A 23,852-nucleotide genomic window follows, 5' to 3' on the forward strand; every position below is an offset into this window, starting at 1 on the left:
CGGTTGGGAGCACATCAACCTCACCGGCGATTACCTCTGGCGCAGCAGCGCCAAGATCGGCGCGGGCAAGTTCAGGCCGCTACGACCGCTGCAACCGGCTTAGCGTGCTTTATTTTCCGTTTTCTGAGGCGACCCCTTCACGGGCTCGTTGCTGATCGAGACGCTGTTCTCGCTCGATGGCCTGGGGCTGCTGGGTTACGAGTCGGTCATGCGGCGCGACTACCCGGTGGTGCTGGGCACCCTTTACCTCTTCACCCTGATCGGCCTGGTCACCAAGCTGATCTCCGACCTCTGCTACGTGTGGGTGGACCCGCGCGTGAAGCTGGATGCCTGAGGCCACCCGCATGAGCGAACTCACCATCCCGTCCACCACATCGATCTCGCCAAGCCGTCGCGCCTGGCTGCGCTTCAAGCAGCACCGCCTGGGGTTCTGGAGCCTGATCCTGTTTTCTGTTCTGGTGCTCATCAGCCTGGGGGCCGAACTGGTATCGAACGACAAGCCGCTGCTGGCGCGCTACGAGGGCAAGTGGTACGTGCCCATCGTTCAGGACGTGCCCGAGACCACCTTCGGCGGTGACTTTGAAACCGCCACCGACTACCTGGATCCGTTCATCCAAGCCCAGTTCGACAAGCCAGGCAATTTCGCCATCTACCCCATCAACCCGTCGCACCACCGAACCATCAACTACTTCGCCAAGTCACCCAACCCATCGGCGCCATCGGCCGACAACTGGCTGGGCACGGATGACCGAGGGCGCGATGTGCTGGCGCGCCTGATCTATGGCTTTCGGGTGTCGGTTTTGTTCGGCTTGGCGTTGACCCTCATCGGCGTGGTGGTCGGGGTGCTGATGGGCGCCATCCAGGGCTTTTATGGCGGGCGCACCGACTTGTTTCTTCAGCGCTTCATCGAGATCTGGGGCTCCATGCCCGAGCTCTACCTGCTCATCATCTTTTCGGCCGTCCTCTCGCCCAGTGTGGGCTTGCTGATCCTGCTGCTCAGCCTCTTCGGCTGGATCGGTCTGTCCGATTACGTGCGCGCGGAGTTCTTGCGCAACCGGCAGCTCGATCACGTGCGCTCGGCGCGTGCACTGGGGCTGACCAACTGGCAGATCATCCGCCGTCACATCCTGCCCAACAGCTTGACACCCGTGGTCACCTTCCTGCCGTTTCGCATGAGCGCCGCCATCCTGGCGTTGACCTCGCTGGACTTCCTGGGGCTGGGCGTGCCGCTGGACACCCCCAGCCTGGGCGAGATGCTGCAGCAGGGCAAGAACAACCTCGATGCATGGTGGATTTCGTTGTCGACGTTCGGTGTGCTGGTGTTGAGCCTGCTGCTGCTGACCTTCATGGGCGACGCCTTGCGTGACGCGCTCGATCCGCGCAAGGAGCACGCCCAATGAGTCGCCACACCTCGGGCACGCCGCTGCTCGACCTCCAGGATCTGCACGTTTCTTTTGGCGACAAGGCCGTGGTCAAGGGCGTGAGCCTGCAGATCGCTGCGGGCGAAAAGCTCGCCCTGGTCGGCGAGTCGGGTTCGGGCAAGTCCATCACCGCGATGAGCCTGCTCAAGCTGGTGCCGCAGGCGCGTGTTTCAGGCCAGGCCTGGTTCAATGGCCTGAGCGATCAAGGACAGAAAGGTGAGCGTCGCGACCTGCTGCAGCTGAGCGAGCGCGAGTTGCGCGGCGTGCGCGGCCGCGACATCGCCGTGATCTTCCAGGAGCCGATGACGGCGCTCAACCCGCTGTTCACCATCGGCGACCAGATCGCCGAAGTCATCGAGCTGCACCAGGCGCTGAGCAAGGCGAAGGCCTGGCAGCGTGCCATCGAGTTGCTGGCGCAGACCGGCATCCCCGAGCCTGAGCGGCGGGCGCAGAGCTTTCCGCATCAGCTCTCGGGCGGGCAGCGCCAGCGCGCCATGATCGCGATGGCCCTGGCTTGCCAGCCCAAGCTGCTGCTGGCCGACGAGCCCACCACCGCGCTGGACGTGACCTTGCGTGGCCAGGTCCTCGACCTGCTGGATGGGTTGCAGCGCACCCATGGCATGGCCGTGCTGATGATCACGCACGACCTGCACCTGGTGCGCCGCTTTGCCGACCGGGTGGCCGTGATGGAGCAGGGCGTGCTGGTGGAATGCGGCCCGGTGGCCGACGTTTTCGCCAACCCGCAACACGCCTACACCCGCAAGCTGCTTGACAGCCAGCCTGTGCGCGACCCGCAGCCTTTGCCGCCCAGCGATGACGCAGCGCCGCTCATGCAGGGGCAAGGGGTGTGGGTGCGCTATCCCGTGCCCAAGCCAGGCATCAAGGGCTGGTTCAGCCGGGGGCATTTCGATGCGGTCAAGGCCGTTGATTTCACCCTGCCGCCTGGCCGCACGCTGGGTGTCATCGGCGAGTCGGGCTCAGGCAAGTCGACGCTGGCTCAGGCCGCGCTCGGGCTGCAGCCCAGCGAGGGGCAGCTGTGGGTCAAGGGCCTGACTTGGCAGCACCATGCCCTGAAGGACCGGCCTTTGCGCCGGGCTGTCCAGGTGGTGTTCCAGGACCCGTTCTCGTCCCTGTCGCCGCGCATGACGATCGAAGAGCTGGTCGGCGAGGGCCTGGGCATCCACCGCCCGGACATGACGCCGGCTCAGCGCCGCCAACAGGTCGAGCAGACGCTGGCGGATGTCGGGTTGACACAGGCCCAGTTCCCTGGTCTTTTGTCTCGCTACCCGCATGAGTTTTCGGGTGGGCAACGCCAACGCGTGGCGCTGGCCCGTGCCCTGGTCGTCGAGCCCCAGGTGCTGGTGCTCGATGAGCCCACCAGCGCGCTCGATGTGACGATTCAAAAGCAGGTGCTGGCTTTGCTGCAACGCCTGCAGCGCGAGCGAGGTCTCAGCTACCTGCTGATCACCCACGACGTGGACGTGGTCGCGGCGATGGCGCACGAACTCATCGTCATGAAGTCGGGCGAGGTGGTCGAGCGCGGCACAGTGGAGGAGGTGCTCAAGCACCCTCGCCACCCCTACACCCAGAAGCTGGTGTCGGCCAGCTTGGGTTGAGGCCAGCTGCCCTGGCGCTCAGATGCCCATTTTGCCCAGGCGGTCCATCAGGTCGCGCAAGGTGCCGATGAGCACCGGGTGGTCCGTCTCGAGCTTGGCCTCCAGCGTTTGCGCCAGGGCGTTGATGTCGTCCTGATCTGCGGTGCTTTGCGGGTCGTTGGCGGCCTGCTCGCCCGCCTGGGCCAGCACGCGCTGGATGTCGGTGTCCAGGGTCTGCAGGGCCTGGCGCGTCGATGCGTCAACCTGGGGGCGCGCCGCCAGCTCGGTGTGCAGCTTCTGCAGCAGTGCAGTCAGTTCCTCGCGGTTCATGATCGGGTCTCCTTTGAGACCCATTCTGCCGTTTCGCGCGGGGGATGCAAGCTCAGAACACGCCGCCCTTCATCGCGCCGCGCTGCGTGTCATAAAGCTCACGCACCCAGGCGATGCCGGGCCTGTCTTGCCACTCCTGCACAGCGGCACGCATGCCCTCCCGGTAGGCGGGCTCGCCATAGACCGGGTGCTGAGCCGGGCAGGCCAGCGGCGCCAGCAACGAAGCTGCGGTGATGTCTGCCACCGTGAACGTGTCCCCGACCAGGAAGCGGCGCCCATCGGCCAGTTGTGCATCGAGCCAGTCCAGCGCCTCGCGGATGCGCTGGCGCGCCAGCTCCACCCGCTTGGGTTTGATCTGCAGCTTTTGCTTGAAGACCCAGCGCATGAGCGGGTAGGAGGCGCGAATCACGCCTGCTTGCAGCGCATTGGCGTGGTCGGTCCACAGCTTGACGATGTGCTCATCGGCCACGCCGAAGCTGCCCGCGTACAGGTAGCGTGCCACGTCCTTGCCGATGGCATTGAAGCGCTGCTCGACCGCCCGGGTGTCGGTGTCGATGGACAGCGGCATCACCGCCAAAGGTCCGCGGTTCGATTGCAGCCAGGTGAGGATGCGCGGGCTGTCCTGGACCGAAAAGCCGTCTCCTTGGATGATCGGCAGCGTGGTCTGTCCGTGCCCGCCCATGCGCAGCGCGGGGAGCATGTGAAAGGCCGGGCTCAGGCAGACCTCGCGGTAGGGGATGTCACAGGCGTCGAGCGTCCAGCGGATCTTTTCGCTGTAGTGCGACATCGCGAAGGTGTAGAGGGTCAGGGGGGCGTGTGTGGGCATTTTGTTCTCTCAAGCCGCTGGCGTGCCCTGAGCCGCTTTGAGGCGGTAGCCGGTTCGCGGAAAGTGAACGTGCAACTCGCCGCAGCGCTCACTGTGCAGGCGCAGGGTCAGGCGCTGTGGCAGCAGGCTGACGAGTTCGCCCGTGACGCTCGTGCCGTGCCCGAGTTGCTCGGGCGTCACCTGCACGACCTGGCCCAGGATCAGGCCCGTGGCGTCGGCGCTGCCTTGCTCCCCGGCGGTGTCCGGCAGGGGCGCCGGCAGGGCGGCAGCCGCTTCCACCAGGGCTTCCTTTGCGCTGATGTCCTCTCGGTGACCATGGCCGATGCCAATCATGCGTGTCATCCACGCCTGAACGGCGGGGTGGCGGCTGAAGTCGAAGCGGCCGTTGGCCAGGAACCAGAGGGTGGCGTAGAGCGTGAAGTCGCCGTTGCCGGGCATCTCGCCGTTGACGAAGGGGCTGTTGCCGCGCAAGGCGGTGTCCAGCCAGGCGATGTGGCTGTGCAACTCTTGGGTGGCCAGGGGCAGGGCGCGTTTGAGGGCCTCGCGCTCAAGCGGGGCGCCTCGCAATGCCGCGCGGTCTTCGAGCAAGGCGTCGGGCAGCAGGTCGGCCAGCGCGCCAAAGGTATAGCCCACCGCGCGCCCAAATAGCAGCGTGTCCACCCAGTTCGCCACGATCTCATCGAAATGCCCTGCGCGGGCGCGCAGGCTGGGTTCGGGTTGCATGGTGTCGAGCACCTCGGCGATCAGCCGGGTGTCGCAGTAGATGTCTGCACCGACCTGCAGCACCGGCACCTTGCGGTAGCCGCCCGTCAGCGCCACCAGGTCGGGCTTGGGCGCGACGCGGGGCACCTTGACCGAGCGCCAGGTCAGGCCTTTGTGGCCCAGCATCAGTCGCGCCTTTTCGGCGTAGGGGGATTCGTTGTAGTGGTGGAGGATGGGGGTGTGCATGGGCGAACAGGGCAGAACGGTTTGCTGATTCTCGCGAGGGGCGTCTGCACGTGATATGGTCGCTAAAGACATCTTTGATGCCGATATGGACAAATCGCGCCCACCTCATCCACCTCAGGCGCCGCTTCCGTCGCCTGCAGCGCGCCGCCCCAGGCAGGTTCACCGGGTTGCCGTGGTGATCTGCCCACAGCACAGCCTGGGCAGCGTGGGGCTGGTTCTCGATGTCTTTCGCATGGCCAACCAGCTGCCCGGTGCGCACCGCTTCGAGTTGATCCGCGTCAGCGAGGACGGCGAGCCCGTTGCTCACCCCGATGGTCTGCTGGCGGTCGAGGGCGGCCCCGATCGCCTGAGTGGGGCCGATCTGGTCGTGATCCCTTCTTTGTGGACCGAAGGGCCCGCTGCAGCCGCCAGCCATCCCGCAGTCATCGCCGCTTTGAGAGGCCTGCCGGCCAGCGTGAGGGTGGCAACGCTGTGCTCCGGGGTGTTCCTGCTGGCAGCCACCGGACGGCTCGACGGCCACGTGGCAACGACCCATTGGATGCTGGCCGACGACCTGCAGGCGCGCCACCCGGATGTGCGGGTGCACGCCAGCCTGAACCTCGTGCAGTCCGATGCCGAGGGTTGGATTTGCTCAGGAGGGTCGCTCGCCGGTGTGGACGCCTGCTTGCGCGCCGTGCAGGCCTTGAGTGACCGCGAAACCGCTCGGGCACTGGCGCGCATGCTGGTCACCGAGCTGGACCGGGGGCCGCAGTCGCTTTACGTGCCTGCGCCGGGTTGGCGCCGCCATGCCGATGCCGACATCCGCCGCCTGCAGGACCGCATCGAAACCGATTGCGCCAAGCCCTTGTCTCTGGCGGAGCTGGCTGCAGCCATCCATGTGAGCGTGCGCACCTTGCAGCGGCGTTTCCTGGCGGCGACCGGCTTGACGCCCATCCAGTACCAGCAGGCATTGAGGTTGGCCCGTGCCCAGGCCCTGCTGGAAAGCGGGCGTTTGCCTGTGGCCGATGTGGCCGAGGCCGTGGGCTATTCGGACAGGGTGGCCTTTGGCCGCCTGTTCAAACGGATGACAGGCCTGACGCCAGCCGCCTGGCGTCAGCGGCACGCCATCGAGCCCCTGCAGGCTTGACCTGTCGCGCCTTGGTCACTTGTCGCTTGCGCGGTCTCGAACTGGGGTGCTGGCCGCGCCAACAAAAAAAAGGGGCCCGTCAGGCCCCTTGGATCGATCGCCACCAACGGGTGGCAGGCTGATGTGTCACTCGGCCAGGTCGCCCAGGCCACCCATGACGTGGCTGAAACCGCCATCCACGTAGGTGATCTCGGCCGTCACGCCGCCCGCCAGGTCGGACAGCATGAAGGCGGCGACGTTGCCCACGTCTTCGATGGTGACGTTGCGGCGCAGCGGGGCGTTCTGCTCGACCACGCTCAGGATCTTGCTGAAGCCCTTGATGCCCGAGGCTGCCAGGGTCTTGATGGGGCCTGCCGAGATGCCGTTGGCGCGGATGCCCTTGGGGCCCAGGCTGGCGGCGGTGTAGCGCACGGAGGCCTCGAGCGAAGCCTTGGCCAGGCCCATGGTGTTGTAAGCCGGCACGATGCGCTCAGCGCCCAGGTAGGACAGCGTCAGCAAGGCCGATTTCGGGTTCAGATAAGGCAGGGCCGCCTTGGCCATGGCCGGGAAGCTGTAGGCCGAGATGTCGTGCGCGATGCGGAAACCCTCGCGCGAAAGGCCATCCAGGAAGTCACCAGCGATGGCTTCGCGCGGAGCGAACCCGATGGAGTGCACGAAGCCGTCGAACGTCGGCCACACCTTGGCCAGGTCGGCGAACATCTGGGCGATCTGCTCGTCGCTGCCGACATCGCAGTCGAAAATCAGCTCGGAGTTGAATTCCTTGGCGAACTCGGTGATCCGGTCCTTGAAGCGCTCGCCCACGTAGCTGAAAGCCAGCTCGGCGCCTTCGCGGTGGCAGGCCTGGGCGATGCCGTAGGCGATGGAACGGTTGGACAGCAGGCCGGTGATCAACAGGCGCTTGCCAGCGAGGAATCCCATGGAGTCTCCATTCGAGGGGTCAAACCAGGCGCGCATTCTGACACGTTGCGCAGCAGGGCGGCTTGGGGCGGTGCGCAGTGGCTTCATCGATGAATTTCATGGGGTGCTCTTGATGTGGGGCGTTTCATCGGGGTAAAATGCGGGATTGGCTGCTCAGGCTGATTCACGGTTTTTGCCCTGCAGGGTGCCCGACATGGTTTTCAGGGGTGCCCGTTTTGCTTGGGTAAAACGAAGTGAGTTGACCTGGCGGTTCGCTTCGTGAATGTGGCGGGCGTTGCTGGCTGCGTGTGTTGTTCACATGCCTGCCTGGCGGCTTTCCGTGCAGTGTGAGGGCGGATCATTCCAGCCCTTTTTTTTTGCTTGACCGTTTTTCGTCGATCGCACCCATCAGGATGAGTTGGCTCAATGTCGTTGAAACCACCGTGACCGGTCTCGGTTACGAGCTCGTGGACTGTGAACGCAGTTCGCAGGGTTTGCTGCGCGTGTACATCGACCGGCTGCCCGAGCAGGCCTACGACCTGCCCGGTGACCTCGTCACCGTGGACGACTGCGAAAAAGTGACTCGCCAGCTGCAGTACGCGCTGGAAACGGTCGATGCCGATTACGCGCGCCTGGAGGTTTCTTCTCCTGGCGTGGATCGCCCCCTGAAGACACCGGCGCACTTCGCCCGATTCCAGGGTGAGCGCATCACCATCGCGCTCAAGGCCCCGTTCCAGGGGCGCAAACATTACACCGGCGTGCTGTGCGCCTCGCCCGACGGGGACGAGGCCGCCGTTGCCGCAGGCCAGGCTTGGGGGCTGCTGCTCAATTCGGCCGATGGCGACAAGCCGTTGTCCAAGACGGCGGCCAAGAAGCTGGCCAAGGAACTCGCGGCCCGGGGTGAACCCGTGCCGCAACAGGTGGATGAAATATTGGGTTTCACACTCGATGAAATTCGCGAGGCCAGACTGGTGCCTGAAGTGAGTTTCAAGGGTCGTGTGCGTCGGGAGGCAACCCCGGCGAGTGAAGTTGCCGTCGAAGAGGCGCAAGAACTCGGAGGTCAGAAGAAATGAATCGTGAATTGCTGATGCTGGTGGACGCCATCTCCCGTGAGAAGAGCGTGGACCGTGACGTGGTGTTCGGTGCGGTCGAATCCGCCCTGGCCTCCGCCACCAAGAAGCTCTACCAGGGCGAAGTCGACATCCGCGTCGCCATCGACCGCGAGAGCGGCGAGTACGAGACCTTCCGCCGCTGGCTCGTCGTGCCCGACGAGGCCGGCCTGCAGAACCCGGAAGCCGAAGAAATCCTCTCTGACGCCATCGACCGCATCGCCGACATCGAAGTCGGTGACTACATCGAAGAGTCCATCGAATCCGTGCCCATCGGGCGCATCGGTGCGCAGGCCGCCAAGCAGGTCATCCTGCAAAAGATCCGCGACGCCGAGCGCGAGCAACTGCTCAACGACTTCCTCTCGCGTGGCGAGAAGATCTTCGTGGGCACCGTCAAGCGCCTGGACAAGGGCGACATCATCGTCGAGTCGGGTCGCGTCGAAGGGCGACTGAAGCGCACCGAGATGATCCCGAAGGAAAACCTGCGCTCCGGCGACCGCGTTCGCGCCTACATGCTGGGCATCGATTCGCTGGCCCGTGGCCCGCAGATCATGCTCTCGCGCTCCGCGCCCGACTTCATGATCGAGCTGTTCCGCCAGGAAGTGCCCGAGATCGAGCAAGGCCTGCTGGAGATCAAGAGCTGCGCCCGCGATTCCGGCTCGCGCGCCAAGATCGCCGTGCTCTCGCACGACAAGCGCGTGGACCCGATCGGCACTTGCGTGGGCGTGCGCGGTTCGCGCGTGACCGCCGTCACCAACGAGCTGGCCGGCGAGCGCGTCGACATCGTGCTGTGGTCCGAAGACCCGGCTCAGTTCGTCATCGGTGCGCTGGCCCCGGCCAACGTGCAATCGATTTTTGTTGATGAAGAAAAGCACGCCATGGACGTGGTCGTGGACGAGGAAAACCTCGCCATCGCCATCGGCCGCGGTGGTCAGAACGTGCGCCTGGCGTCCGAGCTGACTGGCTGGAAGATCAACATCATGTCGGCCGAGGAATCGGCCCAGAAACAGGCGGTCGAATCCGACTCCATCCGCAAGATCTTCGTCGACAAGCTCGACGTGGACGCGGAAGTCGCCGACATCCTGATCGCCGAAGGTTTCTCCAGCCTGGAAGAAGTGGCCTATGTGCCGCTGCAGGAAATGCTGGAAATCGATGCCTTCGACGAAGACACGGTCAACGAGCTGCGCAACCGTGCCAAGGACGCGCTGCTGACCATGGAAATCGCCAAGGAAGAAGAAGTCGAAGCCCTGTCGGAAAGCCTCAAGGGGCTGGAAGGCCTGACGCCGGAGCTGATCAACAAGCTCTCGGAAGCTGGCATCCACACCCGTGACGACCTGGCCGACCTCGCTGTGGACGAGCTGACCGAGATCACCGGTGTGTCCGATGATCAGGCTCGCGCGCTCATCATCAAGGCCCGCGAACACTGGTTCGCCTGATCGAAGCCCGACCACCGCCTACTCTCACTCAAGCAAGCTCATCGCAAGGATCTAAACAATGGCCGTGACCACCGTCGCACAATTCGCCGCGGAGCTCAATCGCCCGGCTGCGACACTGCTGGAGCAGCTCCAGTCTGCAGGCGTGCCCAAGGCAGCGCCTGAAGACGTGCTGACGGAGGTCGACAAGGAGCGTCTGCTCGATCACCTGCGCACCGCCCACGGCACCGCCGGCGGCGATCGCAAGAAGATCACCCTGACGCGCAAGTCGACCACCGAAATCAAGCAGGCAGACGCATCTGGCAAGGCCCGCACCATCCAGGTCGAGGTCAAGAAGAAGCGCGTCTTCGTCAAGCGCGATGAGTCCGGCGTGGAAGAGTCCAACGAAGCCGCGCAGGCCGAAGCCGAACTGGCTCGCCGCGAAGAAGAAGCGCGAGCCCAGGCCGAAGAGCTGCGTCAGCAGGAAGAGGCCCTGGCCGAAGCTCGCCGTCAGCGCGAAGAGCAAGAGCGCCAGGAGCGCGAAGCCGCCGCAGCAGCTGCCGCCGTCCGTGAGGCCGCTGAAGCCGCCGCCCGCGAGCAGGCCGCGCAAGCTGCAGCAGCGGTGGTTGCCGAGGGTGGCGCCAGCGCTCCCGCAGTCGATGACAGCGCCGAGAAGGAAGCCGCTGCTGCGCGCCGTGCCGCTGCTCAGGCCGCTGGCCGTGCCGAAGCTGCCGCCTTGACCGCCGCCGCTCAGCGTGGCGCGCGTGGTGGCGTTCTCAAAGCCGCTGCAGACAAATCCGCCCCCGAAGCTGCGCCGGTCGAGCAAGCCCCGGCACCTGTTGCCGAGGTCGCGCCCGTGGCTCCACCGGCGCCCGTTGCCGAAGCCCCCAAGGCCCCGGCCGTTCGCGTGGTCAAGGCCGCCGACATCGAAGCCGAAGAAAAGCAGAAGGCCGCTGACCTGGCCGCGCGCCGCAAGGCTGCCGAAGCCGAGGCTGCAGCCATCCGCGCGATGATGAACGCGCCCAAGAAGGTGCTGACCGCCAAGAAGCCCGAAGAAGCCAAGCCTGCAGACGCGGCTGGCATCAAGGGCACGATCCACAAGCCCAAGGGCGCCCCGGGTGCCACCGCTGCACCGGGCAACACGGCGGCCAAGCCTGGTGACAAGAAGTCGGTCAAGTCCGAGAAGCTGTCTTCCAGCTGGGCCAACGACGACAAGAAACGCGGGGCACCGGCCGGTAAAGGCCGCTCTGATGCTGGCGCCAATGCCCGCAACAGCTGGAAGGCCCCGGGTGGTCGCGGTGGTCGCCGTGGTGGTGACCGTGGTGGCGACAACCAGTCGAACTTCGTGCCGCCGAGTGAGCCGCAGGTCATCGAGGTGCACGTGCCCGAGACCATCTCGGTGGCCGACCTCGCCCACAAGATGTCCGTCAAGGCCTCCGAAGTCATCAAGCAGATGATGAAGCTGGGCCAGATGGTCACCATCAACCAGCAGCTGGACCAGGAAACCGCCATGATCGTGGTGGAAGAGATGGGCCACAAGGCGCTCGCCGCCAAGCTGGACGACCCCGATGCCTTCCTGGAAGAAGAACACGCCGAACAAACGGCCGAGCTCTTCCCCCGTGCGCCGGTGGTCACCGTCATGGGTCACGTCGACCACGGCAAGACCTCGCTGCTGGACTACATCCGCACGTCTCGCGTCGCCGCGGGCGAAGCGGGCGGCATCACGCAGCACATCGGTGCCTACCACGTGGACACCCCGCGCGGCATGATCACCTTCCTGGATACCCCGGGTCACGAGGCCTTCACGGCCATGCGTGCCCGCGGTGCGAAGGCCACCGACATCGTCATCCTGGTGGTGGCCGCAGACGACGGCGTCATGCCCCAGACCAAGGAAGCCATCCACCACGCGAAGGCCGCTGGCGTGCCCATCGTGGTCGCGATCAACAAGATCGACAAGCCGGGCAACAACATCGAGCGCGTGACCCAGGAGCTGGTTGCCGAACAGGTCGTGCCTGAAGCTTACGGCGGCGACGCCCCGTTCTGCCCGGTGTCGGCCAAGACCGGCCAAGGCATCGACGAGCTGCTGGAAAACGTCCTGCTGCAAGCCGAAGTGCTGGAGCTGACGGCCGCCAAGGAAGCCATGGCCAAGGGCCTGGTGATCGAAGCGCGCCTGGACAAGGGCCGCGGCCCTGTGGCCACCGTGCTGGTGCAGTCCGGCACGCTCAAGCGCGGCGACGTCGTGCTGGCCGGTGCTTCGTATGGCCGTGTTCGCGCCATGCTGGACGAAGATGGCAAGCCGACCACCGAAGCCGGTCCTTCCATCCCCGTGGAAATCCAGGGCCTGACCGAGGTGCCCTCGGCCGGTGACGAGTTCATGGTGCTGTCGGACGAGCGCCGCGCCCGTGAAATCGCCACCTTCCGTCAAGGCAAGTACCGTGACGTCAAGCTGGCCAAGCAACAGGCCGCCAAGCTGGAAAACATGTTCGAGCAAATGGGTCAGGGCGGCGACGTCCAGACGCTGCCGATCATCATCAAGGCCGACGTGCAAGGCTCGCAGGAAGCGCTGGCTTCTTCGCTGCTCAAGCTGTCGACCGAAGAAGTGCGTGTTCAGATCGTTCACGCTGCCGTGGGTGGCATCTCCGAGTCGGACGTCAACCTGGCGATCGCCTCGAAGGCCGTGCTGATCGGCTTCAACACCCGCGCGGACGCCAACGCCCGCAAGGTGGCCGACCACAACGGCATCGACATCCGCTACTACAACATCATCTACGACGCCGTGGACGATGTGAAGGCGGCAATGGGCGGCATGCTGGCTCCTGAGCAGCGCGAGGAAGTCATCGGTACCGCCGAGATCCGTCAGGTGTTCATCGCCTCGAAGATCGGCACCATCGGTGGCTCCATGGTCACCAGCGGTGTGGTCCGCCGCAGCGCCAAGCTGCGCCTGCTGCGCGAGAACGTGGTCATCTACACCGGCGAGCTCGAAGGCCTCAAGCGCTTCAAGGACGACGTCAAGGAAGTGCGCGAAGGCTTCGAGTGTGGTCTCAACATCAAGGGCTACAACGACATCAAGGAAGGTGACGTGCTCGAGTTCTTCGAAATCAAGGAAGTGGCTCGCACGCTGTAAAAAACGCAGCGACCGCTCCCCCGATCAACCCCGCCTGAAACCCAGGCGGGGTTTGTGCTTGGAGGGCGGGCACCAGGAAAGAGTCAAGCACCATGCGCCACAAACGTTCCACCCCCAATCGCGGCTTGCGAGTGGCCGACCAGATCCAGCGTGACCTGGCCGAGCTCATCCGCGACCTCAAAGACCCGCGCATCGGCATGGTCACGATCAGCAACGTCGAGGTGACGCCGGACTACGCTCACGCCAAGATCCGCTTCTCGCTGCTGGTGGGTGACCCGACCGCGTCCGAAGAAGGCCTGAACGAGGCCGCCGGCTTCCTGCGCAACGGCCTGTTCAAGCGCCTGCAGATCCACACCGTGCCGACGCTGCATTTCCACTTCGACCGCACCACCGAGCGCGCGGCCGAGCTCAACGCCCTGATCAACCGCGCCGTTGCCGACAAGGCCAAGGACGCCGACGAGCCGGGCACGGAGGGACAGGGCGCGTGAACATGGCCACGGCATCGCAACAGCTGACCCGCCCGCCGCGTCAACCGCGCCGGGCGCTGCATGGCGTCATCCTGCTGGACAAGCCCCTGGGCCTGTCGAGCAACGACGCATTGCAGAAGGTCAAGCGCTTGTTGCGAGCCGAGAAGGCCGGTCACACCGGCACGCTCGACCCGTTGGCCACCGGCCTGCTGCCGCTGTGTTTTGGCGCGGCCACCAAGTTCTCGCAAGTGTCCCTGGACGCTGACAAGCGCTACACCGCCACGCTTCAGCTGGGCGTGCGCACCAGCACGGCCGATGCCGAAGGCGAAGTCACTGGCACCCGCGAGGTGACAGCTGCCATGCTGGATGCCCAGCGCCTGCGCCAGGCCTGCGATGCTTTCCTGGGCACGATCGACCAGGTCCCGCCCATGCACTCGGCGCTCAAACACCAGGGCAAGGCCCTGTACGAATACGCCCGCGAAGGCGTCGAGATCGAGCGCGCGCCGCGCCGCGTCACCCTTCACGCCATTGACATCCTGTCGGTGCAAGGTGCGGTGGTGACCATCGACGTGCGTTGCAGCAAGGGCACCTACATCCGCACGCTGGCCGAGGACATCGGCGAGCACCTGGGTTGTGGCGCCCACCTCATCGGCCTGCGCCGAACCGGCAGCGGCGGCGTCAGCCTGCAAGGTGCGGTCACGCTCGAAGCCTTGCAGGCCATGACCGAGGCCGAGCGCGACGAACACCTGATGGCGCCCGACGTCCTGCTCGCCGATTGCTCCGAGGTGGTCTTGTCGCAAGACGAAGCGGCGCGTTTCCTCACCGGCTTGCGCCGCAAGGTGACGCTGCCCGATGCCGATTTGGTGCGCGTCTACGGGCCCATGCCTGGCGCCACCGCCTCTGAAGGCCGTGTGCTGCTGGGCAGCGCCCACGTGCAGTCCGGCGAACTCATCCCCACCCGCCTGCTCAGCCCCCTCGAGGTGCAGGGCCTGGTGAGCCAGCAAGCAACCGAGCCAGTCGCGCTGGCCACTCACTGATTTCAGACCTGAGAGATTCCCATGAGCACTCAAATCCGCAACATCGCGATCATCGCCCACGTGGACCATGGCAAGACGACCATGGTGGACCAACTGCTGCGCCAGTCCGGCACCTTCGCCGACCATGAAAAGGTCGTCGACACCGTGATGGACAACAACGCCATCGAACGCGAACGCGGCATCACCATCCTGGCCAAGAACTGCGCCGTGAGCTGGGAAGGCACGCACATCAACATCGTCGACACCCCGGGCCACGCGGACTTCGGTGGTGAGGTCGAGCGCGCGCTGTCCATGGTCGACGGCGTGGTGCTGCTGATCGACGCGCAAGAAGGCCCGATGCCGCAAACGCGCTTCGTGACCAAGAAGGCACTGGCCCTGGGCCTGCGCCCCATCGTCGTGGTCAACAAGGTGGACAAGCCCGGTGCCAAGCCCGACGCTGTCATCAACGCCGCCTTTGATTTGTTCGACAAGCTGGGCGCCACCGACGAGCAGCTCGACTTCCCCGTGGTGTACGCCTCGGGCATCAACGGCTGGACCTCGCTGGAAGAGGGCGAACCCGGCGCGCAATGGGGCCCCGACATGTCGGCCCTGTTCAACACCATCCTCAAGCACGTGCCGGCGCAAAAGGGTGACCCGACCGCGCCGCTGCAGTTGCAGATCTCCGCGCTGGACTTCTCTACCTTCGTGGGCCGCATCGGCGTGGGCCGCATCAGCCAGGGCACGGCCAAGCCCGGCCAGAACGTGGTCGTGATGGAAGGCCCCGGCGGCAAGACCGTCAATGGCCGCATCAACCAGGTGCTGACCTTCCAGGGCCTGGACCGCGTGCAGGTCACCGAAGCCGGCCCCGGCAACATCGTGCTGATCAACGGCATCGAGGACATCGGCATCGGCGTGACCGTGACCGACCCGGCCAACCCCGCGCCGCTGCCCATGCTCAAGGTGGACGAGCCCACCCTGACCATGAACTTCTGCGTGAACACCTCGCCGCTGGCTGGTCGCGAAGGCAAGTTCGTGACCTCGCGCCAGATCTGGGACCGCCTGCAAAAAGAGCTGCAGCACAACGTGGCCCTGCGCGTGAAGGAAACCGACGAAGACGGCATCTTCGAGGTCTGCGGCCGTGGTGAACTGCACCTGACCATCCTGCTGGAAAACATGCGCCGCGAAGGCTACGAGCTGGCTGTCTCCAAGCCCCGCGTGATGTTCAAGGACATCGACGGCGTGAAGTCCGAGCCGATGGAACTGGTCACCGCCGACGTGGAAGAAATCCACCAGGGTGGCGTGATGCAGGCCCTGGGCCTGCGCAAGGGCGAGATGATCAACATGGAGCCGGACGGCCATGGCCGCGTGCGCCTGGAGTACCGCATCCCCGCCCGTGGCCTGATCGGTTTCAGCAACGAGTTCATGAACCTGACCCGCGGTTCGGGCCTGATCTCGTCGATCTTCGACGGCTACGAAGCGCACAAGGGCGAAATCGGCGGTCGCAAGAACGGCGTGCTGATCTCCATGGACGACGGTGAAATCTTCACCTACGCCCTGGGCAAGCTGGACGACCGCGGCCGCATGTTCGTCAAGCCGAACGACCCGGTGTACGAAGGCATGATCGTCGGCATCCACAGCCGCGACAACGACCTGGTGGTCAACGCCACGCGCACCAAGCAGCTGACCAACTTCCGTGTCTCGGGCAAGGAAGACGCCGTCAAGATCACGCCGCCGATCGACCTGACGCTGGAATACGGCGTGGACTTCATCGACGACGACGAGCTGGTCGAGATCACGCCCAAGAGCATCCGCGTGCGCAAGCGCTTCCTGAAGGAACACGATCGCAAGCGTGCTTCGCGCGAAGCCAACGCCTGATCGCCTGATCGCCTGATCGGGCACCTACCCCGAACGGGTAGATGATGGAAGCCCTGATGCCGCCGTGCAAGGCGGGATCAGGGCTTTCCCACATCTGGCCGCGTGATGGATATCACTGGCCGCATCGGTGAATGCGCGCCTCAGCCACGGTTCCTACGATGCCTGTACTTCCAAAACACGGAGCGCAAGCACATCATGAACAAGCTGAATCGTCGCCAGTGGGGGCAAAGCGTCCTGGCAGTTGGGGCCCAGTTGGGCCTGGGGAGCGTGGGCCTGCCCATGCGCGCCGTCACCGGTGGCATCACCTCGGCCGCGGCACTCGCGGGCTTGATGACCGAAGAGGCCTATGCCGCACAAGCCGAAGAGCACGTGCCCAACCTCGTTGTGGGTTCTGGCTACGGTGGTGCCGTGACGGCTCTGCGCCTGGCGCAAAAGGGCCAGCGCGTCACGGTGCTGGAAATGGGGCGGCTGTGGAACACGCCTGGCTCGGACGGCAAGATATTCTGCAAGCCCTTCTCGCCCGACGAGCGCGCCATGTGGTTCAAGGACCGCATCACGGCGGTGTTTTCGACCATTGGCGGTGTCATCCCGGTCAGCAGCCTGCTGAAGGTGCCGGTGGCCGCGGGCATCCTCGACGTGGTGTCGTCGCCCAACATGGACGTCTACCTGGGCCGTGGCGTGGGCGGTGGTTCGCTGGTCAACCTGGCCATGCTGATCACGCCTTACCGCGAGACGCTGCAGCGCATCCTGCCCTCGGGCATCGACATCAACGAGCTCTACAACGTCTACTACCCGCGAGCGCTGTCGGGCCTCAAGGGCAACAAGATCCGACCCGCGTACTACCAGGCCAGCGCCTACCACCGCTATGCGCGCGTGGCTTGCGCTCAGGCCGCCAAGGCGGGCTTCCAGTGGCGCACGCTCGACTCGGGCTACGACATGGCCTACATGGAGCAGGAAGAAGCCGGCACGGTGCCCAAGTCAGCGCTGGGGGCCGAAGGCGGCTTCGGCAACAACCACGGCAAGATGAGCCTGGACAAAACCTACATTGCAGAAGCATTGGGCACGGGCCTGGTGCGCATCCAGCCGTTGACCGAGGTGACCTCGATCGGCCGCGCCGCCGACGGCCGCTACCTGGTCAGCACTAAGCAGATCGACGTCAAGGGCACGGTGCTGGCCACGCGCACCATCAGCTGCGACCGCCTGTTCCTGGGCAGCGGCTCCATGGGCACGACCAACCTGCTGGTCAAGGCGCGCGCCACCGGCACGCTGCCCAACCTCAACGAGCACGTGGGCACGCGCTGGAGCTCCAATGGCGAGATCTTCATGGTGCGCAACGTCTACACGCCGACCGGCACCAAGACCTCGGTGCTGCCGACCACGGGCTTGGATGCCTTCGACCACAAGGGGCAGCAGGTGTACTCCATGAACATCGCGATCCCGCTGGGCATCGACACCTTCAGCACCGCGCACATCACGATGACGCAGACGCCGGAACTGGGGCGCTTCAGCTACGACGCGGCCAAGCAGCAGGCGGTGCTGAACTGGTCGGACACGGCCAAGAACGAGCCGGTGACGAGCGCGCGCACGGTCTACGACAAGATCAACAAGGCCAACGGCGCCACCTACAACAAGAGCTGGTTCGGCGGCAAGACGGTGGGCGACAACGCCACCTACCACCCGCTGGGCGGTTGCCCCATTGGTCTGGCCACGAACGACGTGGGTGAGGTCAAGGGTTACCCGGGCCTGTATGTGATGGACTCGGCCTTGTTCCCTGACTCGCTGGTGGCCAACCCGGCACTCTCGGTCACGGCGTTTGCCGAGCGCAACATCGAACGCATCATCGCATCGATGTGACGATCACCGAGCACCACGCGACGGCACCCGCGAGCGGACAACACCCTCAGTGACTGAGGATGGATTGCAACTGCTCGTGGGTGTCCATCTGCATCTCGAAGCTGAAGTAGCAGTTGCGTCCTTTGGCCTTGGCGTTGTAGAGGGCCTGGTCTGCCCTCATGACCAGCTGCTGTGCGTTGGTGGTGGCGTCTGGCACGAGGGTGGTGATGCCGCCTGACAAGGTCACACACCCGAAGGGAGATCCGGGGTGGTTCAGGCTTCGGCGCGCCAGCATGTTCTGCAGCGCCCGTGCGAAGGTCATGGCACCCGAGCGGGGCGTGTTCGGCAAGATGAGCGCGAACTCCTCTCCGCCATAGCGGGCGGCGTGATCCTGCGGTCGTTGGCACACGCCGCGCAGCACCTGCCCGATCTCCTTGAGGCACGCGTCACCCTGCAAGTGCCCGTGGTGATCGTTGTAGGCCTTGAAGTGATCGACGTCGCACAGGAACAGGCTCAGGGGTTGCTGCTCTCGGGCGCAAGCCTTCACGCTTTGGTGCAGTCGCTCGTCGAAGCTGCGTCGGTTGCCGATTTGTGTGAGTTCGTCGAGCAGCGACAGGTGCGAGAGGCGCTCGTTGGCCTGACGCAGCGCTTCGGATGTGTCGATCAGCTGCCTGCGCATGCGTTGCAGGCGGGTCAGCGCATGCAACTTGGCGGCCAGCACCACCGGCGAGGCCGGTTTGAACAGGTAGTCATCGCCGCCCGCTTCGATGCCTTTTTGCAGGTCGAGCTCGCTGTCCCGGCTGGACAGGAAGATGATGGGGGTCCAGTCGCTGCCCTCGAGCAAGCGGATTTGTTGCGCCGCCCAGTAGCCGTCCTCGCCTGGCAGCACCACGTCCATCAGAACCAGGTCGGGCCTCTCGGAGCGAAACAGCGCCAGGGCCTGTTGCCCGTCTGCTGCTTCGATCACGCGATGGCCTTGCCGCTGCAGCTGAAAGCCCAGGGCCTTTCGCACAGCGGTCTGGTCTTCGACCAGCAGGATGTTGAGGGCAGGGATGCTCATGGGTTTGCAATGCCGGCGGTGGCCGTGATGTCACGGGCCTCTTGAGAGGCTTATCGGCAGCTGCGCGCCTGGCTGTAATACATTGTCCGGCTCTGGTCTTCGTTCCTTGTTGTCCATGTCCTGTCCTGTTGCAACCGAAGTCGTGGGTGGCCTGGGTGTCATCACACTGAACCGCCCCCGCGCGCTCAACGCGCTCAACCTGGAGATGGTGCGTGAGCTCAGCACCGTCCTGCGCGGATGGGCCGATGACCCCGCTGTGCTGGCTGTGCTGCTGCGAGGCGCAACCCGCGAGGCCAGCGATGGCAAGCAGCCGGTGACGCATTTTTGTGCCGGCGGCGACATCCGCTTCATGCACGATGCGGCCCTGGCAGGCGACCCGGCGGTGGAGGATTTCTTCAGCGAGGAGTACGCGCTGGACCACTTCATCCATGTGTTCCCCAAGCCCACGATCGCCTGGCTGCAGGGCGTGACCATGGGCGGTGGCATGGGCCTGGCGCAGGGCTGCAAGTTGCGCGTGGCCACCGAGACGCTGCGCATGGCCATGCCCGAGACGCGCATCGGCCTGTTCCCCGACGTCGGGGGCGGCTACTTCCTGCCTCGATGCGCCGGGGCCATCGGCGAGTACCTGGGTGTGGTCGGCCCCCACCTGCACGTGACCGATGCGCTCACCCTGGGCCTGGCCGACGTGGCAGCCCAGGGCGGCTGCCTGCCCGCCTTCCTGGCCGACCTGCGTCAAACACCAGGCGACAGCGGTGAGGCGATCGTGGCCCGGCTGCGGGCCCACCTGGACCTGCACCCCCTTGAGCACCTGCCAGAGGCCACGGTGACGGTCCATTTCGATGCCATCCAGCGGCATTTCAGCCTGCCCAGCCTGCAGGACATCGTGGCGTCGTTGCAGGCCGATGGCAGCGAGTGGGCCCAAGCCACGCTGCAGCAGATGGCCGGTCACTCGCCACTGATGATGGCCGTCACGCTGGAGCAGGTGCGGCGAGGGCGCAGCATGCCACTGGCCGAGGTGTTCCGCATGGAGCGCACGCTGGTGCGGCACTGTTTCCAGTTGCGCAAGGGTGCCGAGAGCGAAACGGTCGAAGGCGTGCGCGCCCTGGTGGTCGACAAGGACCACGCTCCGAAGTGGCGGCCGGCCAAGATTTCGGACCTGGACGCCGCGCAGGTCGAGGCGTTTTTCGAGCAGGTGTGGCCCTTGCACGCCCATCCACTCAAAGACCTGTGACCTTCAGGCTTTGATCCAGGCCAAGCTGGCCGAGTGCGCCTGATGAACAGGGAGGATCAGGTCGGTCCAATTCACCTGCGGCCCAAGGGGCGGGCGCCAATCTCCTTTGTCAGCCTGTGGGGACACGCTCACTGGCACCTGGTCAGGCGGGGTCAGCAGCCCCGTTCCCAATGCCTTGAGGCAAGCTTCCTTGCGAGTCCAGGCATTGAACAGGGCCGCGTCACGTTGGGAAGGGGCCAGGCGGGCCCAGGCTTGCCATTCGCTCGGAGTCAAGATGGCGCTGCCGAGCGATTCGTTGTCTCGTGACGGTTGGTGAACTTCGATGTCCACTCCCAGGGGCAGGTCGGGGTGCATTGCCACGAGCGCCCAGCCAGCGCTGTGCGAGAGATTGAAACGAAGTGAGGGGGGAATCAGTTCGGGCTTGCCATGGGCGCTGGCTTGCATCGCCAACGCCGCCGGCTCACGGTGCAACCGCTCCGCCAGCAAAACGTTCAAGGCAGCATGGGCCGCTTGGTAACGGCAGGCGTCATGGCGCCGGGTGAAGCGCAGTGCGCGTTGATGCTCTGCTTCGCTCAGGCAGGCCAGCGTGTCCCGGCTGACCGATTGCTCCGCATCTGGCAGGGTGATGAGCCACACCTGCGCACCGCTGAAGGGGGTCACGCAAACCCAACTCTGTCGGGCGCTGGACACGTCCCACATCACGGCTTCAGCCGGAAGTACAGGCCACTGTATGTGTCGAACTCGTCCTCATCGAAACCCAAGGAAAGGAATTTTCGATCGGGGACCTCCCACTGGTCAACGAGTTCATAACCATGCTGCTCGATGCCGCTGACAAAGGCCTGGCGATTGAACACATGGTGCGGTACGTAGGAGCCGAAGCCGATGTTCTGACTGGACACGAAGGCCGGGGCTTCGGTCAGCGGTAGCTTGTTGATCAGGATGTGGCGAGGTTTGCGGGGCGCACGCGAGAGAAGCGAGAAAAGATCAACATCCTCCATGAACTCCAGGACGCCTGCGGCCATCCAGATGTCGCATGACAACCATGGGTCAGGCCAGTCGTCTGAGAAGGACAGCGCAGTGGCTCCACGCTGTTGGGCAATGTCTCGCCCTTGCTCGATGAAGGCGCTCAGCTCCTGGACTCGCCATTGCAGTGCGGGCGGGTACGCCAGATAGCGCTGGTAGGCGTAGTACTGGTTGCCGATCGAGCCGCCTATGTCCAGCAGCGAGGTGGATCCTGTCTCGAATGCTCCTCGCAGCCAGAAAAGCACGGGGTAGTCAAAAGACCAGATGCGGTGGCACCGTTCGTTGACGTACTCCTCGGTGAACTTCTCGTGGCTGAACTCTGCAGATGGGGGCAGCCAGGCGCGTGCCTGCGCAAAGGTCTGAAAGTGCCCGCAGTGGAAACCACGGCCGCGTGGCGACAGGTACTTTCCGATCGCACGTCGATGCAACCAGGTGCGGATGAGCGGCAGTCGTTTGATGGTGGCCAGTTGCATGGGAGTCAGGCTGGGCAAAGCAGGTCTTTGTTTGGCGGATAAGATACACCGAACCGCGCCAGGGGAGGTTGCGGCAGCGTCTTGGACAACGTGCGACGACATCATGAAGAAGTTCATTTGGCTGGCGCTGTGCGGGGTGCTCATCTTTGGCGTGTTGTGGCTCGTGTTTGCGCCGGATCAGCGGATGCAGCAGTCGCTGCACGGCAGGTCCTCTGACGACTCTGCCGTGCCATTCGGGGTTCTGGGTGATTCCGACAGCCATGCGTACCACGATGAATTGACATTTGCCCGCTGGCCTGGTGCAAGAGGCGGGCAATTGCGCCAACGCACGTGGCAATGGACCGAGGTGTTGGCTAACCTGAGATCAACGCAGCTTGATCCTGGGCCTTGGGGCACGTGGGGAACCCGCTTCCGGCGCCTGTCGATGTTGCGCGACGCGTTGGGTCAGGATGGACGGTTTCCCGCGAAGCAGGATCATTTGTTCAATCAGGCGTACTCGGGTGCAGTGTGCTCAAACCTCAATGCCCCCCCCCAAGACCAGACCCAACGCCTGTTAACGCTGATGGCTCGCGCCCCAGTGCGTTGGCAACAGGGGGTGGTGGTGATTCGCATCGGAACGAATGATTTTGGCAAGCAGGCCGCGCTGGATGCCTTGTCCCGCAACCCGTCCGATCCGGATGTGGTGGCCTTGATCGACTCGTGCCTGTCGCACATCGCCAGAGCCGTGAAAAGGCTTCGGCAGACTCAACCGGAACTGCGAATCGTGCTGGTGGGCATCTTCAACAATGCCGAGTGGGAGAAATTTCATCACCTCTGGCAGTCGCCAGAGGCCTTGGCGGCCATTCGACTGGGCCTTGCGCGATTCGACCAGGGGCTGCGTGCCCTGGTCGCTCAGGATCCTCGCATGGCATTCTTCGATGATCAGGCCTGGTTTGCTGCCCGCTGGGGCTCTCGCGAGGCAACTGGCATGGCCGACTATCGCCGGGTTCGTTTCGGGAGCCGCTTCGAAGTCAGCAACACCGGGGGAGACGATCCTCGGCACGCCACCTTGCAAGACGGCCATGCCGGGACGGTCTGGAACGCACTGTGGGCTCAGTCGATGGTCGAGCTGATCAATGAACGCTTCGGTTTGAACGTTCCCGGCTTGAGCACCGACGAGCTGGTGAACTTCGTGGATGCGGATGGACAACTGGGCATGCGTTGAGAGCGCCGACCTCAGTCGCCAAAACCGCGCATCTTGAGGTAACCGTGCCACATGTTCGACTTCAGTGAATCCCGCCACGCCGATTGACCGACCTTGGAAGGCTGCAAGCCCACACGGCGCAGATTTTTGCGCAGCACATGGTTGAATGACAGGGCATCGCGCCAGCGAATGCTCTCATCGGTGTTGAAGATGATCGACATGGATATGGACACATCTTCCGGACCGTTGCGCACGTGGTGCCCCGCCACGAACGGAATGTGCAGCGCCTCGCCGGGGCTGAACTCGAAGACGGTAGACATCTGGTCAACCTGGGGTGTCCAGGGTAGCTTCGTGTTCTGGCGGATGACATAAGCCTCGCGGTTCGCTTGGGACACCACCCGATCGTCCCAGGGCTTGGCCACCGTGACGGCTTTGCTGCCGCGGAACTGCATCAGGAACGTGGAATAGCGGTCGATGTGAAACGGGGTGATGCTGTTTGGTGAGGCAATGAACAGGTACAGCTGTGCACCCACCGGCAAATCACCAACGCCGCGTTTTTTCATCAGCGCCGAGACCTCCCCGCACAGGTCTCGATACAGGTCTGCGAACGACGGATCTGCTTCCGGTGAGCGCACCATGATGTACGAGTCTGAAGTGCGAATGGACTCGATGGTCTCTTCCAGCGACCGGTCCTTTGGCTTTTTCCGGAAGGTTGACTCGAAATCGGCTCCGACATCCTGCAGGCCCTTGGAGTACATGACCTGCTGCTCTGGCAAAGTTGGCAGGACCCTGGAGAGGTTCTCCAGAGAGAGTGCGGGGTGCCCCATCAGGTTGTGATGAAACTTGAACGGCTGTTTGTCCAGCAGTTCGCTGTTGAGATCGGTGGCAAAACAGGTGCTCATT

At 64.5% G+C, this 23,852-nt stretch carries 20 protein-coding genes and 1 pseudogene; 13 read left to right on the forward strand and 8 right to left on the reverse strand.

Annotated features, from left to right (window positions below; all coding sequences use genetic code 11):
- Window positions 1-136: 136 nt before the first annotated feature.
- From ABG80_RS01625 to ABG80_RS01635, 3 genes and pseudogenes are all read left to right on the forward strand, one after another.
- A pseudogene (locus ABG80_RS01625) lies at window positions 137-334 on the forward strand (ABC transporter permease subunit); the annotation flags it as partial.
- A gap of 10 nt (window positions 335-344) precedes the next feature.
- Window positions 345-1,400 (forward strand): ABC transporter permease, encoded by a 1,056-nt coding sequence (locus ABG80_RS01630; protein ID WP_058086085.1) that lies wholly within the window; start codon window positions 345-347, stop codon window positions 1,398-1,400.
- The gene (locus tag ABG80_RS01635) at window positions 1,397-3,037 is read left to right on the forward strand and encodes an ABC transporter ATP-binding protein (protein WP_058086057.1); all 1,641 of its coding nucleotides are present in this window, start codon (window positions 1,397-1,399) and stop codon (window positions 3,035-3,037) included. Before ABG80_RS01630 ends, ABG80_RS01635 begins: the two co-directional genes overlap by 4 nt.
- Window positions 3,038-3,055: 18 nt before the next feature.
- Here the strand turns inward: ABG80_RS01635 and ABG80_RS01640 are convergent, their stop codons facing one another.
- The 3 genes from ABG80_RS01640 to ABG80_RS01650 are packed head-to-tail and all read right to left on the reverse strand — an operon-like array spanning window position 3,056 to window position 5,120.
- Complete coding sequence (locus tag ABG80_RS01640) at window positions 3,056-3,346, reverse strand: DUF4404 family protein (protein ID WP_058086058.1); 291 nt, start codon at window positions 3,344-3,346, stop codon at window positions 3,056-3,058.
- 52 nt (window positions 3,347-3,398) lie between these two features.
- Window positions 3,399-4,172: a glutathione S-transferase family protein gene (locus ABG80_RS01645; protein WP_058086059.1), complete on the reverse strand. Its 774-nt coding sequence runs from the start codon at window positions 4,170-4,172 to the stop codon at window positions 3,399-3,401.
- 9 nt (window positions 4,173-4,181) lie between these two features.
- Complete coding sequence (locus ABG80_RS01650; RefSeq protein ID WP_058086060.1) at window positions 4,182-5,120, reverse strand: glutathione S-transferase family protein; 939 nt, start codon at window positions 5,118-5,120, stop codon at window positions 4,182-4,184.
- Window positions 5,121-5,205: 85 nt separating this feature from the next.
- Between ABG80_RS01650 and ABG80_RS01655 the strand changes: the two genes are divergently transcribed.
- Window positions 5,206-6,246 (forward strand): GlxA family transcriptional regulator, encoded by a 1,041-nt coding sequence (locus ABG80_RS01655; RefSeq protein ID WP_160322399.1) that lies wholly within the window; start codon window positions 5,206-5,208, stop codon window positions 6,244-6,246.
- A 126-nt stretch (window positions 6,247-6,372) separates the two neighbouring features.
- On the opposite strand, the gene fabI is transcribed toward ABG80_RS01655, so the two are convergent.
- On the reverse strand, window positions 6,373-7,164 hold the full coding sequence (fabI, locus tag ABG80_RS01660; RefSeq protein WP_058086062.1) for an enoyl-ACP reductase FabI: 792 nt from the start codon (window positions 7,162-7,164) through the stop codon (window positions 6,373-6,375).
- 392 nt (window positions 7,165-7,556) lie between these two features.
- On the opposite strand from fabI, the gene rimP reads away from it, so the two are divergent.
- The 7 genes from rimP (at window position 7,557) to ABG80_RS01695 (ending at window position 18,000) form a co-directional block, all read left to right on the forward strand.
- Complete coding sequence (gene rimP, locus ABG80_RS01665; protein ID WP_058086063.1) at window positions 7,557-8,216, forward strand: ribosome maturation factor RimP; 660 nt, start codon at window positions 7,557-7,559, stop codon at window positions 8,214-8,216.
- Entirely contained in the window at window positions 8,213-9,688 is a 1,476-nt protein-coding gene (nusA, locus tag ABG80_RS01670) for a transcription termination factor NusA (RefSeq protein WP_058086064.1), read from the forward strand. The genes rimP and nusA overlap by 4 nt, the downstream gene beginning before the upstream one ends.
- A gap of 58 nt (window positions 9,689-9,746) precedes the next feature.
- Window positions 9,747-12,788, forward strand: a complete 3,042-nt coding sequence (gene infB / locus ABG80_RS01675) for a translation initiation factor IF-2 (protein WP_058086065.1) — start codon at window positions 9,747-9,749, stop codon at window positions 12,786-12,788.
- A 92-nt stretch (window positions 12,789-12,880) separates the two neighbouring features.
- A complete protein-coding gene (gene rbfA / locus ABG80_RS01680; RefSeq protein ID WP_058086066.1) occupies window positions 12,881-13,276 on the forward strand; it encodes a 30S ribosome-binding factor RbfA in 396 nt (131 codons plus the stop codon).
- 2 nt (window positions 13,277-13,278) lie between these two features.
- Window positions 13,279-14,292, forward strand: coding sequence for a tRNA pseudouridine(55) synthase TruB (gene truB / locus ABG80_RS01685; RefSeq protein ID WP_058086067.1), 1,014 nt, complete (start codon window positions 13,279-13,281; stop codon window positions 14,290-14,292).
- 21 nt (window positions 14,293-14,313) lie between these two features.
- Window positions 14,314-16,146, forward strand: a complete 1,833-nt coding sequence (typA, locus tag ABG80_RS01690; RefSeq protein ID WP_058086068.1) for a translational GTPase TypA — start codon at window positions 14,314-14,316, stop codon at window positions 16,144-16,146.
- Between the two features lie 195 nt (window positions 16,147-16,341).
- A complete protein-coding gene (locus ABG80_RS01695) occupies window positions 16,342-18,000 on the forward strand; it encodes a GMC oxidoreductase (RefSeq protein WP_160322400.1) in 1,659 nt (552 codons plus the stop codon).
- Window positions 18,001-18,046: 46 nt separating this feature from the next.
- Here the strand turns inward: ABG80_RS01695 and ABG80_RS01700 are convergent, their stop codons facing one another.
- A complete protein-coding gene (locus ABG80_RS01700) occupies window positions 18,047-19,039 on the reverse strand; it encodes a GGDEF domain-containing response regulator (RefSeq protein ID WP_058086069.1) in 993 nt (330 codons plus the stop codon).
- A 115-nt stretch (window positions 19,040-19,154) separates the two neighbouring features.
- Between ABG80_RS01700 and ABG80_RS01705 the strand changes: the two genes are divergently transcribed.
- A complete protein-coding gene (locus ABG80_RS01705) occupies window positions 19,155-20,270 on the forward strand; it encodes an enoyl-CoA hydratase/isomerase family protein (protein WP_058086070.1) in 1,116 nt (371 codons plus the stop codon).
- 3 nt (window positions 20,271-20,273) lie between these two features.
- On the opposite strand, the gene ABG80_RS01710 is transcribed toward ABG80_RS01705, so the two are convergent.
- Together ABG80_RS01710 and ABG80_RS01715 are read right to left on the reverse strand one after the other, a co-directional pair.
- Window positions 20,274-20,969 carry a 4'-phosphopantetheinyl transferase family protein gene (locus ABG80_RS01710; protein ID WP_058086071.1) on the reverse strand — a complete coding sequence of 232 codons (696 nt, stop codon included), beginning with the start codon at window positions 20,967-20,969 and terminating at the stop codon, window positions 20,274-20,276.
- A complete protein-coding gene (locus tag ABG80_RS01715; protein ID WP_160322401.1) occupies window positions 20,969-21,883 on the reverse strand; it encodes a methyltransferase, TIGR04325 family in 915 nt (304 codons plus the stop codon). Before ABG80_RS01715 ends, ABG80_RS01710 begins: the two co-directional genes overlap by 1 nt.
- On the opposite strand from ABG80_RS01715, the gene ABG80_RS21805 reads away from it, so the two are divergent.
- On the forward strand, window positions 21,870-22,970 hold the full coding sequence (locus ABG80_RS21805) for an SGNH/GDSL hydrolase family protein (protein ID WP_152987406.1): 1,101 nt from the start codon (window positions 21,870-21,872) through the stop codon (window positions 22,968-22,970). The genes ABG80_RS01715 and ABG80_RS21805 overlap by 14 nt on opposite strands.
- An 11-nt stretch (window positions 22,971-22,981) precedes the next feature.
- On the opposite strand, the gene ABG80_RS01725 is transcribed toward ABG80_RS21805, so the two are convergent.
- On the reverse strand, window positions 22,982-23,851 hold the full coding sequence (locus ABG80_RS01725) for a cupin-like domain-containing protein (RefSeq protein WP_058086074.1): 870 nt from the start codon (window positions 23,849-23,851) through the stop codon (window positions 22,982-22,984).
- Window position 23,852: the final 1 nt, after the last annotated feature.

Source organism: Aquabacterium parvum, from assembly GCF_001447195.1.
Taxonomy (GTDB): Bacteria; Pseudomonadota; Gammaproteobacteria; order Burkholderiales; family Burkholderiaceae_C; genus Aquabacterium; species Aquabacterium parvum.

What these genes read in the sequence shown, in the direction of transcription:
- typA (WP_058086068.1), top strand. Translation starts at nt 14,314, where the DNA reads ATGAGCACTCAAATCCGCAACATCGCGATCATCGCCCACGTGGACCAT.
- ABG80_RS21805 (WP_152987406.1), top strand. Translation starts at nt 21,870, where the DNA reads ATGAAGAAGTTCATTTGGCTGGCGCTGTGCGGGGTGCTCATCTTTGGC.
- nusA (WP_058086064.1), top strand. Translation starts at nt 8,213, where the DNA reads ATGAATCGTGAATTGCTGATGCTGGTGGACGCCATCTCCCGTGAGAAG.
- ABG80_RS01650 (WP_058086060.1), bottom strand. Translation starts at nt 5,120, where the DNA reads ATGCACACCCCCATCCTCCACCACTACAACGAATCCCCCTACGCCGAA.
- ABG80_RS01640 (WP_058086058.1), bottom strand. Translation starts at nt 3,346, where the DNA reads ATGAACCGCGAGGAACTGACTGCACTGCTGCAGAAGCTGCACACCGAG.
- infB (WP_058086065.1), top strand. Translation starts at nt 9,747, where the DNA reads ATGGCCGTGACCACCGTCGCACAATTCGCCGCGGAGCTCAATCGCCCG.
- fabI (WP_058086062.1), bottom strand. Translation starts at nt 7,164, where the DNA reads ATGGGATTCCTCGCTGGCAAGCGCCTGTTGATCACCGGCCTGCTGTCC.
- truB (WP_058086067.1), top strand. Translation starts at nt 13,279, where the DNA reads ATGGCCACGGCATCGCAACAGCTGACCCGCCCGCCGCGTCAACCGCGC.
- ABG80_RS01715 (WP_160322401.1), bottom strand. Translation starts at nt 21,883, where the DNA reads ATGAACTTCTTCATGATGTCGTCGCACGTTGTCCAAGACGCTGCCGCA.
- ABG80_RS01655 (WP_160322399.1), top strand. Translation starts at nt 5,206, where the DNA reads ATGGACAAATCGCGCCCACCTCATCCACCTCAGGCGCCGCTTCCGTCG.
- ABG80_RS01630 (WP_058086085.1), top strand. Translation starts at nt 345, where the DNA reads ATGAGCGAACTCACCATCCCGTCCACCACATCGATCTCGCCAAGCCGT.
- ABG80_RS01645 (WP_058086059.1), bottom strand. Translation starts at nt 4,172, where the DNA reads ATGCCCACACACGCCCCCCTGACCCTCTACACCTTCGCGATGTCGCAC.
- rimP (WP_058086063.1), top strand. Translation starts at nt 7,557, where the DNA reads ATGAGTTGGCTCAATGTCGTTGAAACCACCGTGACCGGTCTCGGTTAC.
- ABG80_RS01700 (WP_058086069.1), bottom strand. Translation starts at nt 19,039, where the DNA reads ATGAGCATCCCTGCCCTCAACATCCTGCTGGTCGAAGACCAGACCGCT.
- ABG80_RS01725 (WP_058086074.1), bottom strand. Translation starts at nt 23,851, where the DNA reads ATGAGCACCTGTTTTGCCACCGATCTCAACAGCGAACTGCTGGACAAA.
- rbfA (WP_058086066.1), top strand. Translation starts at nt 12,881, where the DNA reads ATGCGCCACAAACGTTCCACCCCCAATCGCGGCTTGCGAGTGGCCGAC.
- ABG80_RS01635 (WP_058086057.1), top strand. Translation starts at nt 1,397, where the DNA reads ATGAGTCGCCACACCTCGGGCACGCCGCTGCTCGACCTCCAGGATCTG.
- ABG80_RS01695 (WP_160322400.1), top strand. Translation starts at nt 16,342, where the DNA reads ATGAACAAGCTGAATCGTCGCCAGTGGGGGCAAAGCGTCCTGGCAGTT.
- ABG80_RS01705 (WP_058086070.1), top strand. Translation starts at nt 19,155, where the DNA reads ATGTCCTGTCCTGTTGCAACCGAAGTCGTGGGTGGCCTGGGTGTCATC.
- ABG80_RS01710 (WP_058086071.1), bottom strand. Translation starts at nt 20,969, where the DNA reads ATGTGGGACGTGTCCAGCGCCCGACAGAGTTGGGTTTGCGTGACCCCC.